This is a genomic window from Dialister micraerophilus DSM 19965, assembly GCF_000194985.1.
Taxonomy (GTDB): domain Bacteria; phylum Bacillota; class Negativicutes; order Veillonellales; family Dialisteraceae; genus Dialister; species Dialister micraerophilus.
In genome coordinates this window covers 1-23,853 of sequence record NZ_GL878519.1, presented here as the reverse complement: position 1 = coordinate 23,853, position 23,853 = coordinate 1, and the positions used below count along the sequence as shown (strand labels likewise).

24 protein-coding genes and 1 pseudogene are annotated in these 23,853 nt (G+C 30.5%); 5 read left to right on the top strand and 20 right to left on the bottom strand.

Annotated features, from left to right (window positions below; genetic code table 11):
- Nucleotides 1-35: 35 nt before the first annotated feature.
- The 19 genes and pseudogenes from rpmA to HMPREF9083_RS00035 form a co-directional block, all read right to left on the bottom strand.
- Entirely contained in the window at nucleotides 36-320 is a 285-nt protein-coding gene (rpmA, locus tag HMPREF9083_RS00125; protein ID WP_007555354.1) for a 50S ribosomal protein L27, read from the bottom strand.
- Between the two features lie 5 nt (nucleotides 321-325).
- On the bottom strand, nucleotides 326-655 hold the full coding sequence (locus tag HMPREF9083_RS00120; RefSeq protein WP_007554669.1) for a ribosomal-processing cysteine protease Prp: 330 nt from the start codon (nucleotides 653-655) through the stop codon (nucleotides 326-328).
- Nucleotides 655-963 (bottom strand): 50S ribosomal protein L21, encoded by a 309-nt coding sequence (gene rplU / locus HMPREF9083_RS00115; protein ID WP_007555353.1) that lies wholly within the window; start codon nucleotides 961-963, stop codon nucleotides 655-657. Before rplU ends, HMPREF9083_RS00120 begins: the two co-directional genes overlap by 1 nt.
- Before the next feature lie 146 nt (nucleotides 964-1,109).
- On the bottom strand, nucleotides 1,110-2,129 hold the full coding sequence (gene queA / locus HMPREF9083_RS00110) for a tRNA preQ1(34) S-adenosylmethionine ribosyltransferase-isomerase QueA (RefSeq protein ID WP_007554672.1): 1,020 nt from the start codon (nucleotides 2,127-2,129) through the stop codon (nucleotides 1,110-1,112).
- 10 nt (nucleotides 2,130-2,139) lie between these two features.
- Nucleotides 2,140-3,111, bottom strand: a complete 972-nt coding sequence (locus tag HMPREF9083_RS00105; protein ID WP_155800539.1) for a SpoIID/LytB domain-containing protein — start codon at nucleotides 3,109-3,111, stop codon at nucleotides 2,140-2,142.
- A gap of 146 nt (nucleotides 3,112-3,257) precedes the next feature.
- Entirely contained in the window at nucleotides 3,258-3,659 is a 402-nt protein-coding gene (locus tag HMPREF9083_RS00100; RefSeq protein WP_007555351.1) for a hypothetical protein, read from the bottom strand.
- Entirely contained in the window at nucleotides 3,640-4,737 is a 1,098-nt protein-coding gene (gene ruvB / locus HMPREF9083_RS00095; RefSeq protein ID WP_007554666.1) for a Holliday junction branch migration DNA helicase RuvB, read from the bottom strand. Before ruvB ends, HMPREF9083_RS00100 begins: the two co-directional genes overlap by 20 nt.
- Nucleotides 4,738-4,756: 19 nt before the next feature.
- Nucleotides 4,757-5,359 carry a Holliday junction branch migration protein RuvA gene (gene ruvA / locus HMPREF9083_RS00090; protein WP_007554667.1) on the bottom strand — a complete coding sequence of 201 codons (603 nt, stop codon included), beginning with the start codon at nucleotides 5,357-5,359 and terminating at the stop codon, nucleotides 4,757-4,759.
- A 1-nt stretch (nucleotide 5,360) separates the two neighbouring features.
- A pseudogene (gene ruvC, locus HMPREF9083_RS00085) lies at nucleotides 5,361-5,854 on the bottom strand (crossover junction endodeoxyribonuclease RuvC).
- 95 nt (nucleotides 5,855-5,949) lie between these two features.
- Nucleotides 5,950-6,957, bottom strand: a complete 1,008-nt coding sequence (locus HMPREF9083_RS00080; RefSeq protein WP_007554670.1) for an electron transfer flavoprotein subunit alpha/FixB family protein — start codon at nucleotides 6,955-6,957, stop codon at nucleotides 5,950-5,952.
- 10 nt (nucleotides 6,958-6,967) lie between these two features.
- Nucleotides 6,968-7,759: an electron transfer flavoprotein subunit beta/FixA family protein gene (locus tag HMPREF9083_RS00075; protein ID WP_007554679.1), complete on the bottom strand. Its 792-nt coding sequence runs from the start codon at nucleotides 7,757-7,759 to the stop codon at nucleotides 6,968-6,970.
- 19 nt (nucleotides 7,760-7,778) lie between these two features.
- Complete coding sequence (locus HMPREF9083_RS00070) at nucleotides 7,779-11,195, bottom strand: DNA polymerase III subunit alpha (protein WP_007555348.1); 3,417 nt, start codon at nucleotides 11,193-11,195, stop codon at nucleotides 7,779-7,781.
- Nucleotides 11,196-11,271: 76 nt separating this feature from the next.
- Nucleotides 11,272-11,436, bottom strand: coding sequence for a hypothetical protein (locus tag HMPREF9083_RS00065; protein WP_007554668.1), 165 nt, complete (start codon nucleotides 11,434-11,436; stop codon nucleotides 11,272-11,274).
- Between the two features lie 11 nt (nucleotides 11,437-11,447).
- Nucleotides 11,448-12,386: a cytochrome d ubiquinol oxidase subunit II gene (locus HMPREF9083_RS00060; protein ID WP_155800536.1), complete on the bottom strand. Its 939-nt coding sequence runs from the start codon at nucleotides 12,384-12,386 to the stop codon at nucleotides 11,448-11,450.
- A 502-nt stretch (nucleotides 12,387-12,888) separates the two neighbouring features.
- Entirely contained in the window at nucleotides 12,889-14,187 is a 1,299-nt protein-coding gene (locus HMPREF9083_RS00055; protein WP_007554656.1) for an FtsW/RodA/SpoVE family cell cycle protein, read from the bottom strand.
- The gene (gene trmB / locus HMPREF9083_RS00050; RefSeq protein WP_007554678.1) at nucleotides 14,151-14,810 is read right to left on the bottom strand and encodes a tRNA (guanosine(46)-N7)-methyltransferase TrmB; all 660 of its coding nucleotides are present in this window, start codon (nucleotides 14,808-14,810) and stop codon (nucleotides 14,151-14,153) included. Before trmB ends, HMPREF9083_RS00055 begins: the two co-directional genes overlap by 37 nt.
- 27 nt (nucleotides 14,811-14,837) lie before the next feature.
- Entirely contained in the window at nucleotides 14,838-16,859 is a 2,022-nt protein-coding gene (locus HMPREF9083_RS00045) for a phosphoethanolamine transferase (RefSeq protein WP_007555341.1), read from the bottom strand.
- 473 nt (nucleotides 16,860-17,332) lie between these two features.
- Nucleotides 17,333-18,691, bottom strand: a complete 1,359-nt coding sequence (locus HMPREF9083_RS00040; protein WP_007555340.1) for a PFL family protein — start codon at nucleotides 18,689-18,691, stop codon at nucleotides 17,333-17,335.
- A gap of 8 nt (nucleotides 18,692-18,699) precedes the next feature.
- Nucleotides 18,700-18,972 carry an ACT domain-containing protein gene (locus tag HMPREF9083_RS00035; RefSeq protein ID WP_007554655.1) on the bottom strand — a complete coding sequence of 91 codons (273 nt, stop codon included), beginning with the start codon at nucleotides 18,970-18,972 and terminating at the stop codon, nucleotides 18,700-18,702.
- 209 nt (nucleotides 18,973-19,181) lie between these two features.
- Between HMPREF9083_RS00035 and HMPREF9083_RS00030 the strand changes: the two genes are divergently transcribed.
- The 5 genes from HMPREF9083_RS00030 to HMPREF9083_RS00010 all read left to right on the top strand — a co-directional run bounded on the left by HMPREF9083_RS00030 (nucleotide 19,182) and on the right by HMPREF9083_RS00010 (nucleotide 22,736).
- On the top strand, nucleotides 19,182-19,946 hold the full coding sequence (locus HMPREF9083_RS00030) for an exodeoxyribonuclease III (RefSeq protein ID WP_007555338.1): 765 nt from the start codon (nucleotides 19,182-19,184) through the stop codon (nucleotides 19,944-19,946).
- Nucleotides 19,947-19,961: 15 nt separating this feature from the next.
- Entirely contained in the window at nucleotides 19,962-20,528 is a 567-nt protein-coding gene (locus HMPREF9083_RS00025) for a HAMP domain-containing histidine kinase (RefSeq protein WP_007555337.1), read from the top strand.
- A gap of 179 nt (nucleotides 20,529-20,707) precedes the next feature.
- Entirely contained in the window at nucleotides 20,708-21,091 is a 384-nt protein-coding gene (locus tag HMPREF9083_RS00020) for a sensor histidine kinase (RefSeq protein WP_007555336.1), read from the top strand.
- Nucleotides 21,084-21,788 carry a response regulator transcription factor gene (locus HMPREF9083_RS00015; protein WP_007554671.1) on the top strand — a complete coding sequence of 235 codons (705 nt, stop codon included), beginning with the start codon at nucleotides 21,084-21,086 and terminating at the stop codon, nucleotides 21,786-21,788. Before HMPREF9083_RS00020 ends, HMPREF9083_RS00015 begins: the two co-directional genes overlap by 8 nt.
- 27 nt (nucleotides 21,789-21,815) lie before the next feature.
- Complete coding sequence (locus HMPREF9083_RS00010) at nucleotides 21,816-22,736, top strand: NAD-dependent epimerase/dehydratase family protein (RefSeq protein WP_007555335.1); 921 nt, start codon at nucleotides 21,816-21,818, stop codon at nucleotides 22,734-22,736.
- A gap of 19 nt (nucleotides 22,737-22,755) precedes the next feature.
- Here HMPREF9083_RS00010 and HMPREF9083_RS00005 read toward each other — a convergent pair whose 3' ends face one another.
- Complete coding sequence (locus tag HMPREF9083_RS00005; protein ID WP_007555334.1) at nucleotides 22,756-23,742, bottom strand: RluA family pseudouridine synthase; 987 nt, start codon at nucleotides 23,740-23,742, stop codon at nucleotides 22,756-22,758.
- Nucleotides 23,743-23,853 lie beyond the last annotated feature (111 nt).

Below are 23,853 nucleotides of genomic sequence, written 5' to 3'. Positions count from 1 at the left end.
CTATTGATTTAAATCAATAGGTGAATTTTTTATTTTTATTCCGTAACAGGATATACACTTACCTGTCTTCTATTTCTTCCTAAACGTTCGAAAGATACTCTTCCTGCTGCTGTTGCAAACAATGTATCATCTTTTCCGATAGAAACATTCTTACCGGGATGAATATGGGTTCCTCTCTGACGAACAATAATATTTCCACATTTCGCAATCTGACCATCATGCATCTTCGTACCTAAACGCTGTGCATTTGAATCACGACCGTTTCTTGTACTGGAAACACCTTTCTTATGAGCGAATAACTGAAGATCAAACAATAACATTCAATTCACCCCCTGCTTTCAATCAACTTTATTCTTCCAGGGTATTGACGACTTATTTCTCTCAATCCCTCTAACATAGTCTGTATTATTATTTCACTTTCTTTTGTTGATTTTTTATTTAAATCAACTTTTAAAATTCCGATGTCAGAATCAAATTGCCCGTTTATTTTTAAAACATCTCTTAATCCCAATGCTGTTGTAAGCACAATAGCGGATACTGATGCACACACTATGTCATATCCTAAAGAATCTGAATATGCATCAGCATGACCGGATACAGAGAATTTATCACAAAATAAACTTTCTTTACCATAAGACAATTTAACAATAATCATTATCCTTCAATCTTTTCAATCTGAACTTTTGTAAAAGGCTGACGATGACCTTGACGACGACGGTAATTAGATTTTGCTTTATATTTGAAAATTCTAATTTTCTTATCTTTTCCGTGTTCAAGTACTTTTGCTGTAACCTTAGCACCTTCTACGAAAGGCTGACCGATTTTTACTGTATCACCTGATACCATAAGAACCTGATCAAAAGCTACTTCACCGTTTTCAGCAATCGGAAGCTTTTCGATTGTAATTTGTTTTCCTTCTTCAACACAATACTGCTTTCCGCCGGTTTTAATAATTGCGTACATTGTGCACCTCCTCTATAACTATACTCGCCGATTAAGGTACCTGATGGATTTGAAACCTTTTCTCGTGCGGTTGCGTCAAAGCACTATGTACCATGACTTATCAAGTATACATAATTTTAAATATATTGTCAATTATTTTTAAAAAATCACCTTAAAAACATGGCATCTCCAAAACTGAAAAATCTATATTTTTTAGCCACAGCTTCTTTATATGCATTTAGAATTTTATCTGTACCCACAAATGAAGCCATCATCATTAACAAAGTAGATTCCGGTAAATGGAAATTTGTAATTATAGCATCGACGATTTTCCAACTATATCCAGGATATATGTACAAATTTGTCCAATTTGCTCCCGCTTTTAATTTTCCACTTTGTCCTGCAGATTCCAAAGTTCTTACAGAAGTTGTTCCTACAGCTATAATTCGTCGTCCTTCCTTCTTTGCTTTATTAATCGCATCAGCGGTTTGTTCCGATATTACATACCATTCTTTGTGCATTTCATGATCTTCTATATTTTCTTCGTTAACAGGTCTAAAAGTACCTAATCCTACATGCAATGTAACAAAACAAATTTCAGCACCTTTTTCTTTTATTTTATTAATCAATTCAGATGTAAAATGCAGTCCGGCTGTCGGTGCTGCGGCTGAACCTTTATATTTAGCATACACTGTTTGATATTCTTCTTTATTTTTAAGTTTTTTATGAATATATGGAGGTATAGGCATTTCTCCAACTTCATCTAACAATAAATCAAAATCTCCATCATAATAAAATTTTACACGTCTCCCTCCAAAATCGGTTTTATCTAAAACGACACAGTAAAATTTATCTGAAAAAATTATTTCTTGCCCTATAAGTGCTTTGCGTCCCGGATTTACTAAAACTTCCCATTCATCATTTCCTTTGGGAGTTAACAATAAAACTTCAACTTTTCCACCCGTTTGTTTCCTATATCCGTTCAATCTTGCCGGAATGACTTTTGTATTATTGAAAACTATCAAGTCATTCTCTTTTATTTCATCCAATATATCTGTAAACACATGATGACTCAAATGACCGGTTTCCTTATCAAGTACCATAAGTTTACAAGAATCTCTCGGCTCTACAGGTTCTTGTGCAATTAATGATTCAGGTAATTCATAATTAAAATTTTCAAGTTTCATATAATCTCCATTAATATATTTTTTCTATTTTCGTATCAGTGAAATAATGTGACAAAATTCTTCTATAATAATTTTTCCCATCACCATATTTTTCCGCCATTGCTTGTGCTCCCCACTGAGAGAGTCCCAAACCATGACCATCTCCATATCCGATAATTTCTATTTTTTTACCTTTATTTTTAACATTTAAATCAAAAAGAGTACTATCTAAATCAAAGATAATTTGCATATTTTCACCGGTAATGCGTTTTGTGCCTTTTTCACCTTCTACTTCAATATATTTTACTCTTCCGGATATACCTCTGTCACTAACCGACATAGGACCTTTTTTTAATTTTGACAATTTTATATTTTTTAATTTACCTATATTTATTCCGTGTTTATTTAAACTGTCTGAAAATGTTTGAAATGTAAATTCTTTTGTCCACGGTGTATCAATAACTGAATATGGTACTTCAGGAACCCCACGAAGATAATGAACTTTTGAACCCCAAACATTTTCACTATTTTCCGTATACCCTCCCGCATTAGCACTGAAAACAGCATCTATAGGCGATCCGTTATATGTAAGAATTTCTCCTTCTGTTTCTCTTATTGCCTTATCAGTAGAATTCGTTTCAGCTGAATATCCTCCATACATTTGCGATCTTGTATCTGCAGTTACATCGTACCCTGCAGAGCGATATCCGTTTTTATGAAATATAGCATATGTTCTTGCTGCAACAGCTTGTGCTTTAATTGCATCTATTTTCCATGATGGGATTATTTCTCTAGGTATTACACCTCTTAAATAATTTTCCATAGGTAAAATGTTTATTATTGTTAATCCTGAATTCCATCTGGCAGGAATTACTTTCATTATACCTCTATACCTGTTCCCCTTTACTGAAAAAGGAGCTTCCCCGTCTGATTTCAAATATATAGTTGAGCCTACTTGTTTGCCGTTCAATTTTACTTTATTGTTATCTCTTGAAAACAACAAAGATTTCCCTTTATAATCTTCTTTTAACAATTTACCGTCAGCAATTATTTTAAAATTGTCAATAGCGTTAATTTGAACTTCATGATCACCCGAGATAATTCCGACTTCTACGTCCGGACCTTGATTTAATCTATAATCAGATAGACCTAAATCGACACTTTTATTTTTTGTTTTTTCTCAACTTTATTATTAGTATATTTATTTTTTATATCATTTAAATTTATCTGTGTTTCATATGAAGTATTTTCTTCTCTCCATTTTTTTCGCATTTTAGCAGACAATATTTGCTGTTTGATACTATAAGTAAACTCTTCTTGCTTTTTTAAATGACGTTTCCACGTTCCTGACTTATTTTTATGTTTAGTAATATGCCTTTTTAAAGGTTTATTTGTGAATTTAACTTCGGTATATATTCTTTTTTTTAAATTTATTCTTTCATACTTTACATTTGTTGCATAAACATTAGATATTACGGAAGGTATTATTGTAAAAAATCCTGCCATGCACATTGCTAAAACAACATTCTTTCTATTCATAATTGTTTTCATTGTCCTCATAAAATTTATTAAATAAATCAGACGAATTTTCATCTTCATCCACTGAAATATTAAGATGTTTATATGCAGCTTTTGTCGCAATACGTCCTCTTGGTGTTCTGGATAAAAATCCTATTTTCATTAAATAAGGTTCATATACATCTTCAATTGTTGATTTTTCTTCACTCACCGATGCAGCTATAGTATCTATACCTACCGGACCACCATCAAATTTAGTTATAATAGTACGAATAACTTCTAAATCCGTAACGTCCAATCCCAAACAATCTATATGTAATGCCGATAAAGCTTTTTGAGCAATATCTTCAGTTATTACACCTGTACCTAATACTTGAGCAAAATCACGAACTCTTTTTAACAATCTGTTTGCTATACGCGGTGTACCTCTAGATCGTTTAGCGATTTCTTCCGCACCTTTAGTCTCGATTTTAATTTGTAAAATATTTGCAGACCTTATAATTATTTGTTTTAATTCCTGAGGATTATAAAATTTCATTCTAAAAATAATACCGAAGCGATCTCTAAGCGGTGCTGCCAATGATCCCGCTCTTGTGGTAGCTCCTATTAAAGTAAACGGAGCTATCGGCATATGATAGGATCTTGCACCTGGACCTTTACCTATTATTATGTCAAGTGCAAAATCTTCCATCGCCGGATACAATATTTCTTCAACACTTCTATTTAAACGATGAATTTCATCAATAAATAAAACATCATGCTCGTTTAAATTTGTCAATAATGCTGCTAAATCTCCAGGCCGTTCTATTGCCGGTCCACTTGTAACCCTGAAATTTACACCCAGTTCATTAGCAATAATACCTGCAAGAGTTGTTTTACCTAAGCCCGGAGGCCCATATAACAGTACGTGATCAAGAGCTTCTTTACGATTTTTTGCAGCTTTTACATATATATTCAAATTTTGCTTTAACTCAGATTGTCCTATATAATCTTCAAATATCTTGGGACGAAGAGTTTGCTGCCAATTATCACCAGAAATTTCATTAGCTTCTACCATGCGGTCTTTGTTTTCATCAATATCATCACGTACACTTTTAATAAATTGATTCATTTAACCGATACCCTTTCTGTCATGAATGTTTTTTCCCCATTTCAAACAAAACCGCCCGAACTAATTCCATAGGGTCCTTGAATTCCTTTTTTATACTTTTTAAAACAGGCATAATCTCATATTCTTGATATCCTAATGATTTTAAAATCATCACCGCTTCATTTTCCGGTACCGTTCCGGAAGTTGAAGACTCAGTATCAGATTCTACATTTTCCACATTAGATACTGCTATTTTATCTTTAAGTTCAAGTACCAATCTTTCTGCCGTTTTTTTACCTATTCCGGGCAACTTCGTAAGGACTGAAATAGATTTTTTTTGAATTGCATTGCAAAATGAATTTATATCTATTGAAGACAATATCCCCATAGCAACTTTAGGTCCTATCTTCGATACTGATATAAGAATTAAAAACAAATCATAACTCTCTTTTTCAATAAAACCATATAATTGTATTGCGTCTTCTCTAACAGCCATGTACGTATATAATTTTATATTTTCACCTACACGGAGTTTTTCTTTATCTATATCAGAAATAAAAATACGATAACCGATTCCTGATGTTTCAACAAAGCATGCTTGCTTTTCAAAAGTTGTTACAGTCCCTTTTATATACCCTATCATATTATAATCTCCCGTAAATATTTTCATATTCAGTACGATAAATTGCTGTCAATGCAATGGCAAGTGCATCGGCAGCATCATCCGGGCTTATCTTTTTCTTTATATTCATTATTTGCATAATCATTTCTATTACTTGTTTTTTTTCTGCTCTGCCATATCCTACCACTTGTTGTTTTACTTGAAGCGGAGTGCATTCAAAAATTTTTATTTTTTTTGAAACCCCGCCAATTGTATTACACCGCGTGCTTGTGCAACTGAAATCGCTGTTGTTATATTTTTATTAAAATATAGTGTTTCAATACCCATAACATCAGGCTTATAAATTTCTATTAATTCATTTACTCCTGTAAATATAATATTCAATCTTTCAGATAAACTATATTCTTTTGTTGTTTCTATTACCCCATAATCCACAGCAGATATTGAATTACCTTTTTTATCTACAATACCGAAACCGCACCTTCCCGTTCCGGGGTCTATACCTAAAGCACGCATATTTATCTCCCTTATTGACTTTGAGATTATTATAACACAGCATAAACTTAAATTATAAAACAGGAAGTAAAATACTATACTTCCTGTTTTCAATTTCATTTATCGGTTTTTATCTTTTTTAATTCTTTAATTAATATAGGTAAAAACTTATTTAAATCTGCAACAACCGTATAATCAGCTTCTTTCATTATAGGTGCAGTAGAATCTTTATTTATTGCAATTAAAATATCTGATTTTACTCCACAAATATGCTGCATCGCACCTGAAATTCCCAAAGCTATATATACTTTCGGAGAAACATTTTTCCCTGTTTGACCTATTTGATGTGCACTCGTTTCCCAACCCATTTCACAAACCGGTCTACTACATCCTATCGCTGCATTAAGTAATTTTGCCAATTCACTAACATATTTCCAATTTTCTTTTTTACCTATTCCACGTCCACCGGCAACAATAATCTTTGCATCCTCAACAGGATTGTCTTCAATAGAATTCGTAATAATGTCTTTTAACAATGTTCCTATTTCATTTTCTTTCAAACTAAACTCAATATTTATTATTTTACCATGTCGTGTTGTATCTTCATTCGGATACAAAAAATTGCCGGGTCTAACTGTTCCTATTTGTGGTCTAAAATTGGGACTTACAATATCTGCCATAATATTTCCACCCATTGCCGGTCTTGACCAAATTACCATACCTGTTTTTTCATCTACAGAAATTTCCGTAACATCTGCCGTTACTCCGCAAACAAGTTTTGATGCCGTTCTTGGTGCTAAATCACGTCCATCATCTGTTGACGGAAAAATTATTACCGACGGAAAATGTTCTTTAAAAAAATCAACCAATATTTTTTCATAAACTTTTCCATTGTAATAATTGAATAATTCATGTTCAACTAAATATACATTATCTGCTCCTAAATGAATCAAAGTTTCAGCATGAATTTTAACTTTGTTTCCAATAAATAAAACATTTACTTGATCGTTTAATTTATCGGCAATTTTTCTTGCTTCTCCAATAAGTTCTCCTACAACTTTTGGAAATTCTCCATTTACAGATGTAGCTACTACATATATACCCTTGTACTTTGAAAAATCCATAATTCCCTCTCTATATAACTTTAATTTTTTTCATTGCTTTTAAAAATAAATTTACACTTTCTTCCATATTCGGTGTATCTATAGATATATTTTCTTTTTTTACAGGAATTATCGGCCTTATACCTCTAACTTGTGTAGGTGAACCTTTAATACCTATACGTTCAGAATCCACTTTTAAATCATCTGCGGTCAATGAAATAATTTCAAAATTTTTCTTATTTAAAATGCCCTTAATTGATGGATACCCGGGATTATTTAACTCTGAAGAAACAGTAAACAATGCCGGAAGTTTGACCTCCAAAATCTCAACATTTTTATTCATTTTTCTTTTGACTTCAACTATATTTTCACCTTTATATTTTAAATCTACAATTGAACAAATACTTTCTATATTTAACAAGCCGGCAAGTTCCGGTCCTACCTGTGCAGTATTACTGTCCAAAGATTCTTGTCCGCAAAAGATAAAATCAAAATTACCTATTTTTTCTATTCCTGCAGCAAGAGTATAACTCGTTGCCAATGTATCTGCCCCACCAAATTTTCTATCTGTTATCAAATAAGCTTTGTCTGCGCCACGCGCCAAAGAATCCCTTAATATTTCTTCAACCGGAGGAGGTCCCATAGATATAACACTCACAGTACCGCCTAATTCTTTACGCAAAGAAAGTGCGGCTTCCAATGCATTTAAATCTAAAGGATTAATTATGCTTTTTGCACCATTTCTGTCTAATCTTCCGGTTATAGGATCAATCCTCATTTTTGATGTATCTACTACATTTTTTACACAAACAAGAAAATTCATATTTTCCCCCTACTTATAACTATTTTTTTATATATTTAACTGCATTTTTACCTAAAAGCTTTTTTAACGCGGATTCTGTATAATCGGTATAATCTATCCAATATTCCCTATTCATTTCTATTACTCTTTTTTCTTTCAATAAATGCAAATATATAGGAATTTCTCCATGATTATTTTGTAATATTTCCGTTAAACTTCTGCTTACATAATTTGATTCATGTGATTCATCTACATATAAATGCAATTTCCCACCATTTCTTGATGTTTTCAATTCATCCATATCACGTATATCTTGAACAAGAATTTTTAAATTTCTTTCATCAGCTTGTACTCTACCTGTTATTTTTATAACTTTATCTTTAACTAAATACTGAAATTTATTTTCCCATACCGATGGAAATATCACACATTCAAACTCTCCGTCATAATCTTCTAAAGTTGCATACCCCATTGATAATCCTTTTTTTGTAATAGTTTTTTTTACTCTTGTAACTATACCGCACATTGTTACAATTCTACCATCATAATCAATATCATTATTATCAAAAACTTTTGATTTCACAAACGATTCAATCATGTCGGAATATTCATCTAAAGGATGCCCGCTTACATAAAACCCGAGCAATTTCTTTTCCCAATGAAGTTTTTCTTTTTTCGACATCGGTTCTATATCAGGATAATCAATTTCTCTTATTATTTCAGACTCAGCAAATAAATTTTGTTGACCGGCATCTCTGTCAAATCTTCCTGATGCGGCTATATTTATGGCATCATCCAAAACTGCCAACAACTGACTTCTATCATAACCAAAACAGTCTAATGCACCGCATTTTATTAAACTTTCGCATGCTCGACTATTCAAAATTTTTGAGTCGATTCTTTCCAATAAATCAATAAGATCTTTAAAATCACCTTTTTTATTACGTGATTCTATAATATGATTTACAGCATTTTCTCCGACATTTTGAATTCCTGAAAGACCAAAAATAATATTTTCACCTTTTACTGAAAAATATGCTTGACTTTTATTTATGTCAGGTGCCAAAACTTTTATTCCGGCTTTACGTGTATTTTCAATGTATCTATTTACTTTATTTATATCACCGATATAACATGTCATCATAGATGCCATAAATTCAGGGCGAAAATTAGCTTTTAAATATGCAGTTTCCCATGCAATACGTCCATAACAAACACTATGAGATTTATTAAATCCATAACCTGCAAAATGAACCATCAAATCAAAAACATGATTAGATATGCTTTTATCTATACCTTTCCCCTCAGCACCTTTTACGAAAAGTTCGCGTTGTGCTTGAAGTATCTCTGGTTCTTTGTGTCCCATTGCTCTTCTAAGTAAATCTGATTGGCCTAATGTAAATCCTCCCATTTCAGAGGCAATTTGCATAACTTGTTCTTGATAAAGAATAACTCCATATGTTTCTTTTAAAATTTTTTCCAATGACGGATGAGGATAATCCACTTTTGTTTTTCCGTGTTTTCTATTAATGAAATCTTCCGCCATACCGCTTCCCAACGGCCCCGGTCTATACAATGCTACCATAGGAATTAAATCCTCAAATCTTTCCGGGTGTAATTGCATCAACAAATTTGTAAATCCATCGGATTCAGATTGAAAAACCCCGACAGTATCCCCCATACAAAGCATATTGCATGTTTTGGCATCACTATCGTCAATTTCAGACATTTTAACAGTTATTCCGCGATTTTCTTTTATCATTTGCAATGTATCATGAATAACTGTCAAATTTCTCAAACCAAGTAAATCCATTTTTAAAAGACCTAATTCTTCATCCAGATCTTTTTCATATTGTGTTTGTATAAAATCATCTTGAGTCAATTGTATAGGTACATATTCATAAACAGGTTTTGAACAAATTACTACACCCGCAGCATGTGTACCCGATTGACGTGATAATCCTTCTAATTTTATACAATGATCTACTAACGTACGTACCGTATTGTTATTTTCATATTCATTTAAAAAATCACGTGAAGATTCCAAAGTCGATTTTAAAGTAACACCGGGACCACCGGGTATCATTTTCGCAATTCTATCAACTTCTTTAAGAGGAATGCTCATTACGCGACCTACATCACGTATAACTGCTCTTGCCGCAAGCGTTCCAAACGTAATAATTTGAGCAACTTGTTCTTCTCCGTATTTACTCTTTAAGTACTCAATTATCTCTCCACGTCTTCTATAACATAAATCTGTATCTATATCCGGCATTGATACACGTTCCGGATTCAAAAAACGTTCGAAAAGTAAATCAAATCTTAAAGGATCTATTTCTGTTATATCCAATAAATATGCAACTATACTTCCTGCTGCACTTCCTCTACCGGGACCGATTGGAATTCCTTTATTTTTTGCATACCGTATAAAATCCATTACAATCAAAAAATAATCTGAAAATCCCATCTGATTTATAATATTTAATTCATAATTCAATCGGCTTTCTTCTTTATCATTAAAATGCGGATATCGTTTAGGCAAAGCATCAAAACATAATTTTCGTAAATATGTTGCAGCAGTTTCACCACAAGGCACATCATACGAAGGAAGTTTATGTTTTCCGAAAGTTAATTTAACATTACATCTTTCAGCTATTATTTTTGTATTTTCTATTGCTCCGGGAAATTCACCCAAAAGCGATTTCATTTCCTCTCCGCTTTTACAATAAAACTCATTATTTGCAAAAGCGAAATGATTTGGATTATCTAAAGTATTTCCTGTAGAAATACATAATTTTATTTCGTGACTTTTAGCATCTTCTTTGCGTACATAATGAAAATCGTTTGTAGCTACCAAGCCTAAATTATATTCTTTGGCAATTAAAGACAATTCTTGCCTTACTATAGCTTCTTCCGGCATTCCATGATTTTGTAATTCCAAAAAAAAGTTATTTCTGCCGAATGTATCTATATAAAATTCAGTTAATTTACGTGCTTTTTCTTTATCTCCATTTAAAATCGCTTGCGGTATTTCTCCGCCTATACAAGAAGTCAGTGCTATTATCCCTTTGCTATATTTTCTTAATAAATCATGATCAACTCTAGGTTTTACGTAATAGCCTTCAACCCAAGCTTTAGAACAAATTTTAATTAAATTTTGATACCCCTCATTATTTTCTGCAAGTAAAATCAAATGTCCCAACTTTTCTTTGAAAGCATTACCCTTTTTAAATCTTGAATCTGCAGTTACGTATAATTCACATCCTATTATAGGTTTAATACCTTGCTTCATACACTCTTTATAAAGATAAACGGCACCATACATTGCACCATGATCTGTTATTGCAATAGCTTGCTGACCTAATTCTTTTACATATGAAACCAATTCTTTTATACGACTTATTCCATCAAAAAGACTGTACTCCGTATGAGAATGTAAATGAACAAACGAATCCACAAATTCACATCCCTTCTATTATTTAAAAATATTTATTAAATAAAGAAGCAACACATCAAAAATGACTGTTGCTTCTTTATTTTTTATGTTCATCAGGTTTATCTAAAATAACAATTTTACCTTCTTTTTTTAATTTATTTTTTTCCTCATCAGAAAGAAGTTCAGTATTTAAAACTATTTTAGCTCCCATTTTATTGAGAATTTCATCAATTGTATGTTCTGTCTTAAAAATTTCACTCATAAAAAGCTCCTTCAAATATAATCATTCCATTTATATATAAGTTTTTTCCTTACTAATTTATATATAAATGAAACAAAAGTCCATATAACTGTAATTAATAAAATTTCTAATATATGTAAATTAACCAGTTCTTTTTTTATTAAGATAACATTTAAAATTTTCCAACAAGAAAATTTAGATACGTATGTAATAAAATAAGTTGAAAGTGAACAAATCAAATAAAAATAAGCAAATACAAGTCCCACTTTAACATTACGACTACGAACAAAATAGAAAGATAATACATAAAATATAAGCGTTGAGACTAATCCTATCCAATAATAGCCGCTGTTTATAGCATTATCATCGAAATAAGATTTTAAAAAGAAAGAAAATATCAAGTAAGCAAAAACAGAAACTAAGCTACTTACTAAATAGCCTGCCCTAAATCGTTCAGATAACGGATTTACAGTTTTTACCGCTCCATATATACATCCGATTTGAAAACAAGAAAAAATCATCCAAAAAGATGATAAAACACCTACTAATGAAAGTAAATAACTTTCCTCGTATAAAGGCATAAATGAATAACATCCGATAAAAAATAAACTAATTATTGAAAATAAAGTCATCAATCTACAGGAAGTTTTATTTTTAAAAATATCTATTCCCAATGAAAATATAAATCTTATAATGCATCCTAATATAATTATTCCTGTTAAAATTTTTGTGCTTTCATTTAAATTATATACTGAATCAACAAAAAAAATAAGTGCAGTTATTCCCAGCAAAAACCATAATTCATTTCCATCAATTCCAGGTCTAAGTAATTTAAGAATTACCTTACGCTCATCATCACTTTTACATATAAATGATGATGCAATACAAAGTCCCCAATCCATTGCCTCAAGTATAAAATAAAGTCCAAAAAAACAAACAGGTAACAACAATATATTGTTACTTATATACATAAAATACCTCCATAAAATCATTTTTGTAATTAAAATAAGTATAGCATAAATAATTTTTAAAATTTAATTATTCATACATTCTTTTCTTACATAATCTGAAGCTTCATGAATAGATTTTGTCTTGTCTTTTAAATACACATAACAGCTTTTCATTAATTTAACATTCGAATTTTTTCCCACAAATGCAAAATCTGCAGGACTTATAAAATATGATTCAGAATAATTTTCACTAAACTCCGTAACTAACCAATTATTATATCCAGAATCATAAATAATAAATCCGTTCTTTTTTTCACATTTTAAATTATATGCAAATATGCTTAAACATTCTAATATATTCGTATATATAAAAAAATTGTCTTTGTTATTTATTTTTTTAAAATTTCATAATAATTTTTGCAATAAGAAAATATCGAACAATTCATATTAAATATTTTTGAATATTCAACTATCTTATAGTTTTTTTCACCTTTTAATAAAAAAATAATTTCCATACTATTAATCACTTATTTTCCGGATGAAATACTGTGCCTGAAATTTTATCCAAAGATACAAGCTTACCTTCCATAGCAGCGATATACGTTCTACGTTCTTCCATATCACTTCTATAAAGACTTTTGGTAACAGTATTATATATTAAAGCAACTGCCAACATATTAATTAATAAAGATGTACCTCCATACGAAATAAATGGAAGCGGTATCCCGGTAACCGGAAAACATCCTATTACCATTGCTATATTTATAATTCCTTGTATAGATATAAGCATAGTCAAACCATATACCAATAAAGCATGATATGTATACTTCAACTGACGTGCCACTGAAAATCCGCAACATAAAAATGCTACATACAATATAAGTATACAAACAGATCCTATAAATCCGAATTCTTGGCTGAAAACTGCATATGCAAAATCAGTATATTGTTCAGGTAAATATAAAAATTTAGACAATCCTTGACCTAATCCTTGTCCAAATATACCGCCGGATCCTACAGCGATTAAACTTTGTACTGTCTGATATCCTAAATCTCTTGCATGCGAAAAAGGATCCCATAATACAATTACACGATCCCATCTATACGGCTCTATCAACGCCAGTAAGAAAAATCCACCTATGGCAGCAGTAATTCCCCATATAATTTCTTTTATAGGCATACCTGACATTATATATAAAAATCCGGGGAAAAATATAATCATTCCGGCAGTGCCCATATCCGGTTGCATCAATACCATAACCGCCATTATAAAAGGTGCAATCAACGGCTTAAAATAACCTATCATAGCACTAAAAGAATCTGATTTTCTTTTACTTCTTGAATGTATAAAAGGTTTAAAAAATCTATAAAATATAGTTATTTTCTCTTTTTTGTCCAGTTTAGGTGCCAAATATGAAGCCGTCCAAATAATACCTGAAACCTTAGCTATTTCTGAAGGCTGCAAAGAAACAGGTCCGATTTGAATCCATCGCGTTGCTCCGTTTACAGTACGCCCTGCTACAACAACAGCAAGCAACAATAGTAATGTTATTCCTACCCACAACAATGAATGCTTACGTATAAAAACATCATTACAACGTGATACGATTACACTTCCTATGATACCCAATATCAAATATATACTATGATTAAGTATATGATAATAAGCACTATCACCTGAGTGTAAATCCATATAGTATGTTGCACTGTAAATGTTAAAAAATCCAAGTACTATTAAGATACTTACAATTATAAGCAACCACCGAAGAGCCTTAGGAATGTATTTTACTCTTCGTTTGGGCGCCGTGCTATTAAACGGCATACAGAATTCCCCTTCCTGCTGAATTTTTCTTCGTATTCTGTTTCAACGTCACCTTCTACAGGATTTGAATGTAAATCATAAGTTATATCCGACAAGTTCCATCCTGTTTCTTTAAATTCAGATATTGAAAAATCAAATAAACCACGATTATCCGTTTTAAAAATTATCCTTCCGTCTTTTTTAAGTATAGTTTTATAACGATTTAAAAAATCTCTATAAGTCAATCTTCGTTTAAAATGTCTTTTTTTCGGCCATGGATCACTGAAATTCAAATAAATACAATCAACTTCTCCTTTGCCGAAAATTTCTTCTATAACACTTACATCACCCAAAATTAATCTGACATTTTCTATTTTTGTTTCTGATTCAGCAATTTTCTTTCCAGCATAATAAATAACACCTTGTTGTTTTTCCATTCCTACAAAATTTATTTCAGGATTTTTTAATGCCATCCCCAATATAAATTTTCCCTTTCCTGTACCAAATTCTACATGTAACGGATTTTCAGGTTTTTTAAAACATTGTCTCCACTTTTCACGTTTATCTTTAGGTTCATCCAAAAATAAAAATTCTTTATATTCTTTAATAGCTTCTTCAATCCACGGCTTTTTACGAAGTCGCATAAACCCTCCTTAAACAACATTATCATTTTATTTATTTTCTTGACTTAAACCTTCGTTTTTTATATCCGGAAGAGGAGCTTCCGTTATAAACACTTTAGGATATGCACTAAAATCTATATTTGGAGTTACTCCCAATTTCCCCTGAGGATATTTGTTATTCCATTCATTATCCAATATATCCTTGTTTTCTCCAACCTGTTCTTTATCATTTCTTACCCAAATATTACCATACATAGTCAATAAGTCTGAATAATCTTCATCATATTTATCAGAGAAAAAATCATATCTCGCATCATAATGTACAAATTTCAATCCCATCATACCCATCAAAGTATCGTAAATTTTGTCATTTGTAAAAGGCATATTTTTTCGTTCAATCATTCTATTAAAAATATCCTTTCGAGTTCTTTGATAATTATCGGAAGTATAAACCCAAAAAGGTATATGAACCATCGTATAGTCAAATTGATCTGCATTATGCCCCGGACGTTCCGCTACCAATTCTCCATGATCTGAAAAATAAATCAACCCATCCGCATGTATATAATTTGTAACCTCATTCATAATTTGCGACATTACATAATCATTGAAAAGAACGGAATTATCATATTCGTCAGTCATTATTTCAGCTTTTGTACGTTTTTTGCTTTGATCAACCGGCCAAAAATAAAACTCTTTCGGATAACGATCCCAATAACTTACATGACTGCCCATCAAATGAATTACTATTAACTGTCTTCTATTAGTAGGATCCACTTTACGCAAAAAAGGAACTAAAGCAGAATCGTAATTTTTGGTTACAACACCTGTGCCTATGTATTTATTAATCCAATATTGATCATCACATTGAGAACCTATAGCACCTATAGGTGTATCCCATATACCGAAACGTGATTGATTTGATATCCATGTTGTTTTAAAACCTGCCTGTCTGGCTAAATCTATAATGGAAAATGCATCTGCCAATCTTATATCGTTATATTGATTTTTCTCCGTTAAAGCATACGTTAAAACTTGAACAGTTTGAGTATAACAAGAATAAACGTGATTAAAAAATGTATAATGAGGATCTAAAATGGCTTTTGATTGAAATGGAGTATTTTCTCTGTTATAACCATATACATTCATATGATCTCTGGTCAAAGATTCACCAATAACTAATACATATACACCATCAGGTACACTTCTTAATTCATTCAACAATTTTGAGTCTTCAATTTTCATATGTTTTCTTGACTCTAAAATTTTCTGATATTCTGCAAAACTTTTTAAAGTTGAAGATGTTTCAAAAAGAACATGTGCCAATCTTGTATTGCTTACACTCCATGCTGTAAGTAAACAATTTGCTAAAAATACCATCAATACAAAAAAGTATATTCTCTTTGAAAATGTTCCTTTTCTGTTAAAACTGAATTTACTTGTATAAAAAACAAAACCACCTATTATTAAAACGCCTATTATTGCCGAAATCAACTTAAAATATGAAATATTTACACTTATATATTCCATTGACTCAGTTACATTTGTTTGAGCAAGAGCAAGTAGCATATTTACCGATATAAGCGAATTTGTCAATTCAAAATAACCTACATATGTGCATTGAATAAAAATATACAACAGCATAAACAAAACACATATTATTCTGATTACCCATCTTATCTTACCCGGTAAAACCCATGCAGCAATTAAGCATGACAAAAATAAATATAAAGGTGTACTTAACTCCCCTGACACATCGGTCATATCAAGTACAACACCTGCATGAGTAGATAAATAAGGAACGATTAAAGAAAAAAGAATTAAACACAAAACAGTAATCCATAGATGGATTGCCGCTTTTTTCATTTTATGCCTTATGAAATAAATCGTAATGGCACTAATTTCAAAAAACAATAAAAAAATCTTCGCTTGGGAAAATAATGCATATCCTCCGGCGGATCCATATACCCAACTTAAAAAAAATTCAAATATAAACGGAACCAAAGTAATAGCAGATAACCATAAATACCAATGTCCTCTTTTATTTGAACTTTCACAATCTTGATTCATATCATTGTCACCTTTAAAAAAACTACATATCCAAACAACTTTACAAATACATTATAACTCAAATAATGTTTACCCTATTCATTAATTTCATATATTATTTAATTTTATTTAAAAACACAACTTTACTACCAATATAATACATCTTAAAAATCTTACACTACAAATATTTCAATAAACTATTTTATAGTATAACCTATTACAATCACTATTTCATGTTTATTCTATCAAATTTTAGACATTTAAATACAGTTATAAAAATATAATAATTTCCGAAAATTATATTTCTTGAACATTAAAAATAATAATTCATTTTGTAAATAGTTTTATATTTCATTTTATACCTAAAAAATACCATTAAAATATCAATAAGTATTTTAATTATATATAAAGTAATATATAAAAAATTCTCCTTAAAGTAATATATATATTACTTTAAGGAGAAAATACCAAATCGGTATTAATTTTATAGCAAATCAATTTGTTAAAGACCTAATCGGAGCCGGTATGCGTCCACCACGCTTAATAAAATTATCTGCTTTAAACTTACTTATTTTCATAACGGGAGCATATCCCATAAGTCCACCAAAGCTTACCATATCACCCGGCTTCTTACCCGGTACAGGTATAAGCCTTGTTGCCGTAGTTTTATTATTTATCATCCCTATAGCAGCTTCATCAGCCAAAATGGCAGATAAAGTTTCTGCAGAAGTATCTCCCGGAACAGCTATCATATCCAATCCCACTGAACATACGCAAGTCATAGCTTCCAATTTTTCAAGAGTTAAACTACCTCTCTTCACGGCTTCAATCATTCCTAAATCTTCACTCACAGGGATGAATGCGCCGGATAGTCCTCCTACTCTTGATGATGCCATTAACCCGCCTTTTTTTACTGCATCATTAAGCAATGCAAGTGTAGCTGTTGTACCCGGTCCTCCACAACTCTCCAATCCTATTTCTTCTAAAACTTGCGCAACACTATCTCCTACATCTGAAGTAGGTGCCAATGATAAATCTATAATACCGAAAGGAGTATTAAGACGATCTGATGCCACTTTAGCAACCAATTGACCTAAACGTGTAATCATAAAAGCAGTATTTTTTATAACATTTGCAACTACATCAAGAGGTTCCCCTCTTACAGATTCCAATGCTTTTTTTACAACACCGGGACCTGATACACCTACATGTATAGCCGAATCTCCTAAAGTAGTTCCGTGAAATGCACCTGCCATAAAAGGATTATCTTCTACAGGATTACAAAATTCAACAAGCTTTGTACATCCATATGCATCATTATCTTTCGTCAATTCCGCGGTTTTCTTTATTATTTCACCCATCTTTTTTACTGCATTCATATTAATTCCTGCTTTTGTTGAACCTACGGAAACAGAGCTACAAACACTTGATGTAGATGCTAAAGCTTCAGGAATAGAATTAATTAAAACTTCATCGGAATGACTGATTCCACTATCAACTAATGCTGAAAATCCTCCTATTATATCAATCCCTATTGTATCTGCAGCTTTTTGCATAGTTTCTGCAATTGATACATAATTTGAAGACTTAAGTCCTCCGCATACCAAAGATATCGGTGTAACGGAAACACGTCTATTTACAATAGGTACTCCATATTCTCTGGAAATTTCATGCGTAACTCCAGTTAATTTTTCAGCTTTTGAACAAATCGTATCATATATATTTCTACAAAGTTTTTTCTCATCATCAGATACACAATTCAAGAGAGATATTCCCATAGTTACAGTACGAACGTCCAATTTATTTTGATCAAACATTCGCTCAGTTTCTAAAATTTCTTCTATATCAAGCATATATCCTCCTAAATACGATGCATCGAATAAAAAATATCCGTTAACTGAGCACGTGCATCAACACCCATTTTTTTGCCTAAATTTTCTATACGTTCTTGTACAACTTTTAACTCTTCATTAGACTTTTCCATATCACAAATAAGAATCATATTGAAAATTCCATCCAAAATTGTTTGTGAAATATCCAATATATTAATATTCATGTCTGCCAACTCTGTTACTATTCCGGCAACAATACCTATTTTATCTGCCCCAATTACTGTAACTGCAATTTTCTTCATAACTCCTCCTTCAACCATTTCATCGATTAAAAATGAGATAATTCATATATTATTAATTGTATCAAAAGCTAGATTATATTGCATCACATATAATATATGATAAACCGCTATCTTTAAAACTTAAATATTCTTTCTATTTATTTAAATAATTGATTAAATTCGATAATAAGTGTAAAATGTTTTAAGACTACAATAAAAAAGGAGCTTATATGAATAATTTAAAATATATCTCATGGAATGTAAACGGATTAAGAGCTTGTATAAAAAAAGGTTTTTTGGATTCTTTTAAAAATTTAAATGCTGATTGTTTTTGTCTTCAAGAAACAAAATTACAACCTCATCAAATTGAATTAGATATTCCGGGTTACTACCAATATTGGAACAGTGCAATAAAAAAAGGATATAGCGGTACAGCCCTTTTTACAAAAATAAAACCTATATCTGTATCATACGGAATGAATATTGAAGAACATGATCAAGAAGGTCGGTTAATTACAGCTGAATTCAAAAATCATTTTTTGGTGGTGTGTTATACTCCAAACAGCCAAAGGCAACTTGCCAGACTTGAATATAGAATGAAATGGGAAAATGATTTTAAAAATTACCTATTAAAATTAACAGAAAGTAAACCCGTAATATTATGTGGAGATTTAAATGTGGCGCACAAAGAAATCGATCTTGCAAACCCCTCATCCAACCATAAAAATGCAGGTTTTACCGATGATGAACGTAAAAAATTTTCTACACTTTTGGAAAATGGATTTACAGATACATTTAGATATTTATATCCTGATAAGAAAGATGCATATTCTTGGTGGAGTTATTTTGCAAAATCACGTGAACGCAACATCGGTTGGAGAATAGATTATTTTTTAGTATCCGACAAACTTAAAAATAAGATAAAAGATGCAAAAATACACCCCGAAATACAGGGAAGTGATCATTGTCCCGTAGAACTCACTTTTGACTGCTAAAAGGTTTTTAAAACTATGAATGAAAAAAACTTCAACTCATGTTCATGTAACGAAAAAACAAAAAAAGATAATTTATTGTCTTTTTTTAAAAGTTTAATAATTAAAATTTTTTTATTTTCAATTTCTTTATTTTTACTGTTTTCAATGATTTTATATTACCAGATATACAATAATAATAATTTTTCTGATTATTTTTTTGTTTATTTAATATCACTTTTCTTTGTATTACATTGTATATTTTTTATTATTATTTACAAAAAAAATGCCGATTTTATAAAAAAAATACTGGCAGTTACAGATTTACTTAAACTAGGATTACACCAGATTCATCACGGAATTAAACCTATAGAAATTTATTATAATAATGAAAATGAATTTGGACAATTATGTAAAATCTATAAAATTCTATCTGATAAAATAAAAGAAAAAGAATTGAAAAATAATATAAATGATGAAAAAAGAAAAGTTATTTTTTCTGGTATTATTCATGATAATAAAACATTATTAACTACTCTTCTAGGTTATTCTGAAGCTTTAAAAATGAATAAAAACCTTTCAACTGAAAAAAAGAAAAATATATAACAGGTATTTATTCATGTGCAGAAGATTTAAGTGAACTTAATGAAACTTTATCTGTATTCAATAAAATATCAAAAACAAATTCTTTACTACATCCCAAGCCTCTAGACTTCAGCAAAACGATTCATAAAATAGTAAATCCTGTAGCAGATTAATTAGCCTTAAAAAATGTTTCTATTACAATGAATTTAGCTGAAAATCTTTATATAAATTTAGATATAAAAGCATTTAAAAGAATACTTTTAAATCTTCTTGCAAATACCATACGTTATAGAAAAAAACAATTTTCAAAAATTACTTTAAAAACATATAAAGAAAGTAATTTTGCTGTTTTTTCTTACAGTGATGACGGTCCGGGTGTATCAAAAGATAATTTACCTCACCTATTTGAAGCATACTATAGAAATCCTGAAACAAAAAAAACTATACAAGGAAGCGGATTAGGATTAGCAATAGTTGCTAAGATTATCGAAGCCCATAAAGGAACCTATGAGGCTAAATCTGATAATGGACTTACTATTATTACCCGTATTCCTTTAATTGAAAGAGAGGATTCTTATGACTAATATTCTTATTATAGAAGATGATAAAAACATGGCGGAAATGGAACGTGATTTTTTGGAGGGTTCAGGTTATATTCCACATGTTGCAAAAAACGGAGAAGAAGCTCTAAAAATAATGAATAATGTAAATGTAGATGCCATTATTTTAGATGTTAACTTACCTGAAGAAGACGGATTTTCTCTTTGCAGAAAATTAAGAGATTTAACAGATTCCCCCATTATTTTTGCAACAGGAAGAGATGATGATGCAGATATAGTAAGAGGTCTCGGATTAGGTGCTGATGATTACCTTGTTAAACCATTCAGAGGGACAGTCTTAGTTGCTCACTTAAAAGCTCAACTGGCTACACACAAAAGATTGATTAATAAAAACAATTACAAACCTTGCATAGAAGACGGTTTAACGATAGGTGAATTAACAATTCGTCCGAAAGCTCGTCAAATTTTATTAGATAATAAAGAAGTTATTATTACCGGAAAAGAATTTGATTTACTGTTATTTCTTGTAGAACACCCCAATGAAGTATTTTCAAAGGAACAACTTTTCGAACAAATTTGGGGTTTAGATCCTATAGGAGAACCTGCCACAGTTACAGTGCATATAAATAGACTTCGTGATAAACTGAAGAGTGTATCAGGACGACCATATGAAAAAATTGAAACTGTATGGGGTGCCGGATATCGTTTTCATATTGATTGATATCTAAGAGAGAAGGTTTGTTAATTAATGAATATATTAATTACCGGAGGTGCCGGTTTTATAGGTTCCCATTTGGCAGATGCATTAATAAAGCTTAATCACAATGTTACTATAATTGATAATTTATCTTCCGGAACAAAGTTTAATGTACCGTCTGAAGCTGAATTTATTGAAGCAGATATAAGAACTTCATCTATAGCCAACATTTTTAAAAATCACAAATTTGATTTAGTTTTTCATGAAGCGGCACAAACACTTGTACCTGAATCTATAAAAAATCCCTATAAAGATGCAGATGAAAATATAATGGGATTAATAAATGTATTGGAATCTTGCAGACAAACGGGTGTAAAAAAAATAATTTTTTCTTCATCTGCAGCGGTATATGGAAACAATTCGAATTTACCTTTATCTGAAAACGAAAGTTTATCTCCTACCTCTTTCTATGGATTAACAAAAACTACAAGTGAAAAATATTTAAATCTATATTATGAATATTTCGGAATACATTACACAATACTACGTTATAGCAATGTATATGGCCCACGACAAGGTGCAAATGGTGAAGGTGGCGTAATATATATTTTTGCGAAAGCTTTAGCTGAAAATAAACCGATAAATATATTCGGAGATGGAAACCAAACAAGAGATTTTATTTCCGTTCATGATATTGTCGAGGCAAACATAGCAGCAATTACTAACGGAAATGAAAAAATATTAAATATAAGCACAGAAACCGAAACAACATTAAATGAATTAGCAAACAAAATGATTAATCTTTCAAAAAAAGATAAAAATTTGATTCATTATAAAAAACCTAGAAACGGTGATATTTACAGATCTTGCTTGTCTAATAAAAATGCTGTTGCTGAATTAAATTGGAAACCAAAAATTTCATTGGATAAAGGTCTGATTGAAACAATTACATATTTTAAAAATAAAACATGAAAACAAAAATGCTCACATTTTAAGATAATGTGGGCATTTTTGTTTTATTCAATATACACATTATATCCTTTGGAATCGGTGCCTTTATTTTCATTCCTGATAATTCTTTCAAACAATGATTTTCCGGAAATTCAATCGAATACGAATGTAATAATTGTCTACCAATTTCTAAGATTTTGGAAATTTCCAAACTTTCATTATTTCCATACTTTCTATCTCCCAAAATAGGATGACCGATGTAACTTAAATGTGCACGAATTTGATGAAATTTACCTGTCAATAAAGTTACTTCCAAAAAAGTTACTGGATATTCATGTAATTTAAAACTTTTAATTACATGAACTTTTGTTTTTATTTCTAAAAACCCCTCCTTTTTTTCATTAGATACAATAGCTTTATTATTTTCAACATTTTTAAATAAATAATCTTTTAAATATAAATCATCTTTTATATCTCCAAAAACTAAACAAAGATACTTTTTATTTATAACATGATTTTTAATCAATTCATTTATTTCTCGTGCAATTTTAAATGTTTTTGCACAAATTAATGTCCCTGATGTATTTTTATCTAGACGATTACAAATAGATGGTTTAAATCCTGAATAATTACTATTTTTTATGTATTCCAACAGATAATCATTTAAAGATTTTTGTCTTGATATATCTCGTTGAGATAACATGCCTTTAGGCTTATTAACAACAATAATATCTTCATTTTCATACAAAATAATGTCTTTAAATGAAAATTTTTCAATATTCCCCTTTAATATTTCTTTAGATTCCTTTTTACTGAAATTTTCCAAAGTTTCATCAGAAAACCAAATCTCTATAACATCACCTGATTTTATAATTTCATTTCCATTTGCTTTTTTGTTATTATACAAAATATTTTTCTTTCTTAAACTTTTATATATTAAACTTTTAGATGCTCCTGGAAGAAGTTTAAACAAAAATTTAATCAGCTTTTGTCCTTCATCACAAAATGAAATTTTATATTCTCTCATAGCTATCTCCTTAAAATAATTTTAACATATTAATAAATAAGAAAAAACTGCACAATATTCGGATAAAAAATAATGAACAAAAAAAGCAAGCATCTCTGCTTGCTTTCCTTG

Excerpts from the sequence above, each read along its gene's own strand:
- rpmA (WP_007555354.1), bottom strand. The coding sequence starts at position 320 with ATGTTATTGTTTGATCTTCAGTTATTCGCTCATAAGAAAGGTGTTTCC.
- HMPREF9083_RS00120 (WP_007554669.1), bottom strand. The coding sequence starts at position 655 with ATGATTATTGTTAAATTGTCTTATGGTAAAGAAAGTTTATTTTGTGAT.
- rplU (WP_007555353.1), bottom strand. The coding sequence starts at position 963 with ATGTACGCAATTATTAAAACCGGCGGAAAGCAGTATTGTGTTGAAGAA.
- queA (WP_007554672.1), bottom strand. The coding sequence starts at position 2,129 with ATGAAACTTGAAAATTTTAATTATGAATTACCTGAATCATTAATTGCA.
- HMPREF9083_RS00100 (WP_007555351.1), bottom strand. The coding sequence starts at position 3,659 with ATGAAAACAATTATGAATAGAAAGAATGTTGTTTTAGCAATGTGCATG.
- ruvB (WP_007554666.1), bottom strand. The coding sequence starts at position 4,737 with ATGAATCAATTTATTAAAAGTGTACGTGATGATATTGATGAAAACAAA.
- ruvA (WP_007554667.1), bottom strand. The coding sequence starts at position 5,359 with ATGATAGGGTATATAAAAGGGACTGTAACAACTTTTGAAAAGCAAGCA.
- HMPREF9083_RS00080 (WP_007554670.1), bottom strand. The coding sequence starts at position 6,957 with ATGGATTTTTCAAAGTACAAGGGTATATATGTAGTAGCTACATCTGTA.
- HMPREF9083_RS00075 (WP_007554679.1), bottom strand. The coding sequence starts at position 7,759 with ATGAATTTTCTTGTTTGTGTAAAAAATGTAGTAGATACATCAAAAATG.
- HMPREF9083_RS00065 (WP_007554668.1), bottom strand. The coding sequence starts at position 11,436 with ATGAGTGAAATTTTTAAGACAGAACATACAATTGATGAAATTCTCAAT.
- HMPREF9083_RS00060 (WP_155800536.1), bottom strand. The coding sequence starts at position 12,386 with ATGTATATAAGTAACAATATATTGTTGTTACCTGTTTGTTTTTTTGGA.
- HMPREF9083_RS00055 (WP_007554656.1), bottom strand. The coding sequence starts at position 14,187 with ATGCCGTTTAATAGCACGGCGCCCAAACGAAGAGTAAAATACATTCCT.
- trmB (WP_007554678.1), bottom strand. The coding sequence starts at position 14,810 with ATGCGACTTCGTAAAAAGCCGTGGATTGAAGAAGCTATTAAAGAATAT.
- HMPREF9083_RS00045 (WP_007555341.1), bottom strand. The coding sequence starts at position 16,859 with ATGAATCAAGATTGTGAAAGTTCAAATAAAAGAGGACATTGGTATTTA.
- HMPREF9083_RS00040 (WP_007555340.1), bottom strand. The coding sequence starts at position 18,691 with ATGCTTGATATAGAAGAAATTTTAGAAACTGAGCGAATGTTTGATCAA.
- HMPREF9083_RS00035 (WP_007554655.1), bottom strand. The coding sequence starts at position 18,972 with ATGAAGAAAATTGCAGTTACAGTAATTGGGGCAGATAAAATAGGTATT.
- HMPREF9083_RS00030 (WP_007555338.1), top strand. The coding sequence starts at position 19,182 with ATGAATAATTTAAAATATATCTCATGGAATGTAAACGGATTAAGAGCT.
- HMPREF9083_RS00025 (WP_007555337.1), top strand. The coding sequence starts at position 19,962 with ATGAATGAAAAAAACTTCAACTCATGTTCATGTAACGAAAAAACAAAA.
- HMPREF9083_RS00020 (WP_007555336.1), top strand. The coding sequence starts at position 20,708 with ATGAATTTAGCTGAAAATCTTTATATAAATTTAGATATAAAAGCATTT.
- HMPREF9083_RS00015 (WP_007554671.1), top strand. The coding sequence starts at position 21,084 with ATGACTAATATTCTTATTATAGAAGATGATAAAAACATGGCGGAAATG.
- HMPREF9083_RS00010 (WP_007555335.1), top strand. The coding sequence starts at position 21,816 with ATGAATATATTAATTACCGGAGGTGCCGGTTTTATAGGTTCCCATTTG.
- HMPREF9083_RS00005 (WP_007555334.1), bottom strand. The coding sequence starts at position 23,742 with ATGAGAGAATATAAAATTTCATTTTGTGATGAAGGACAAAAGCTGATT.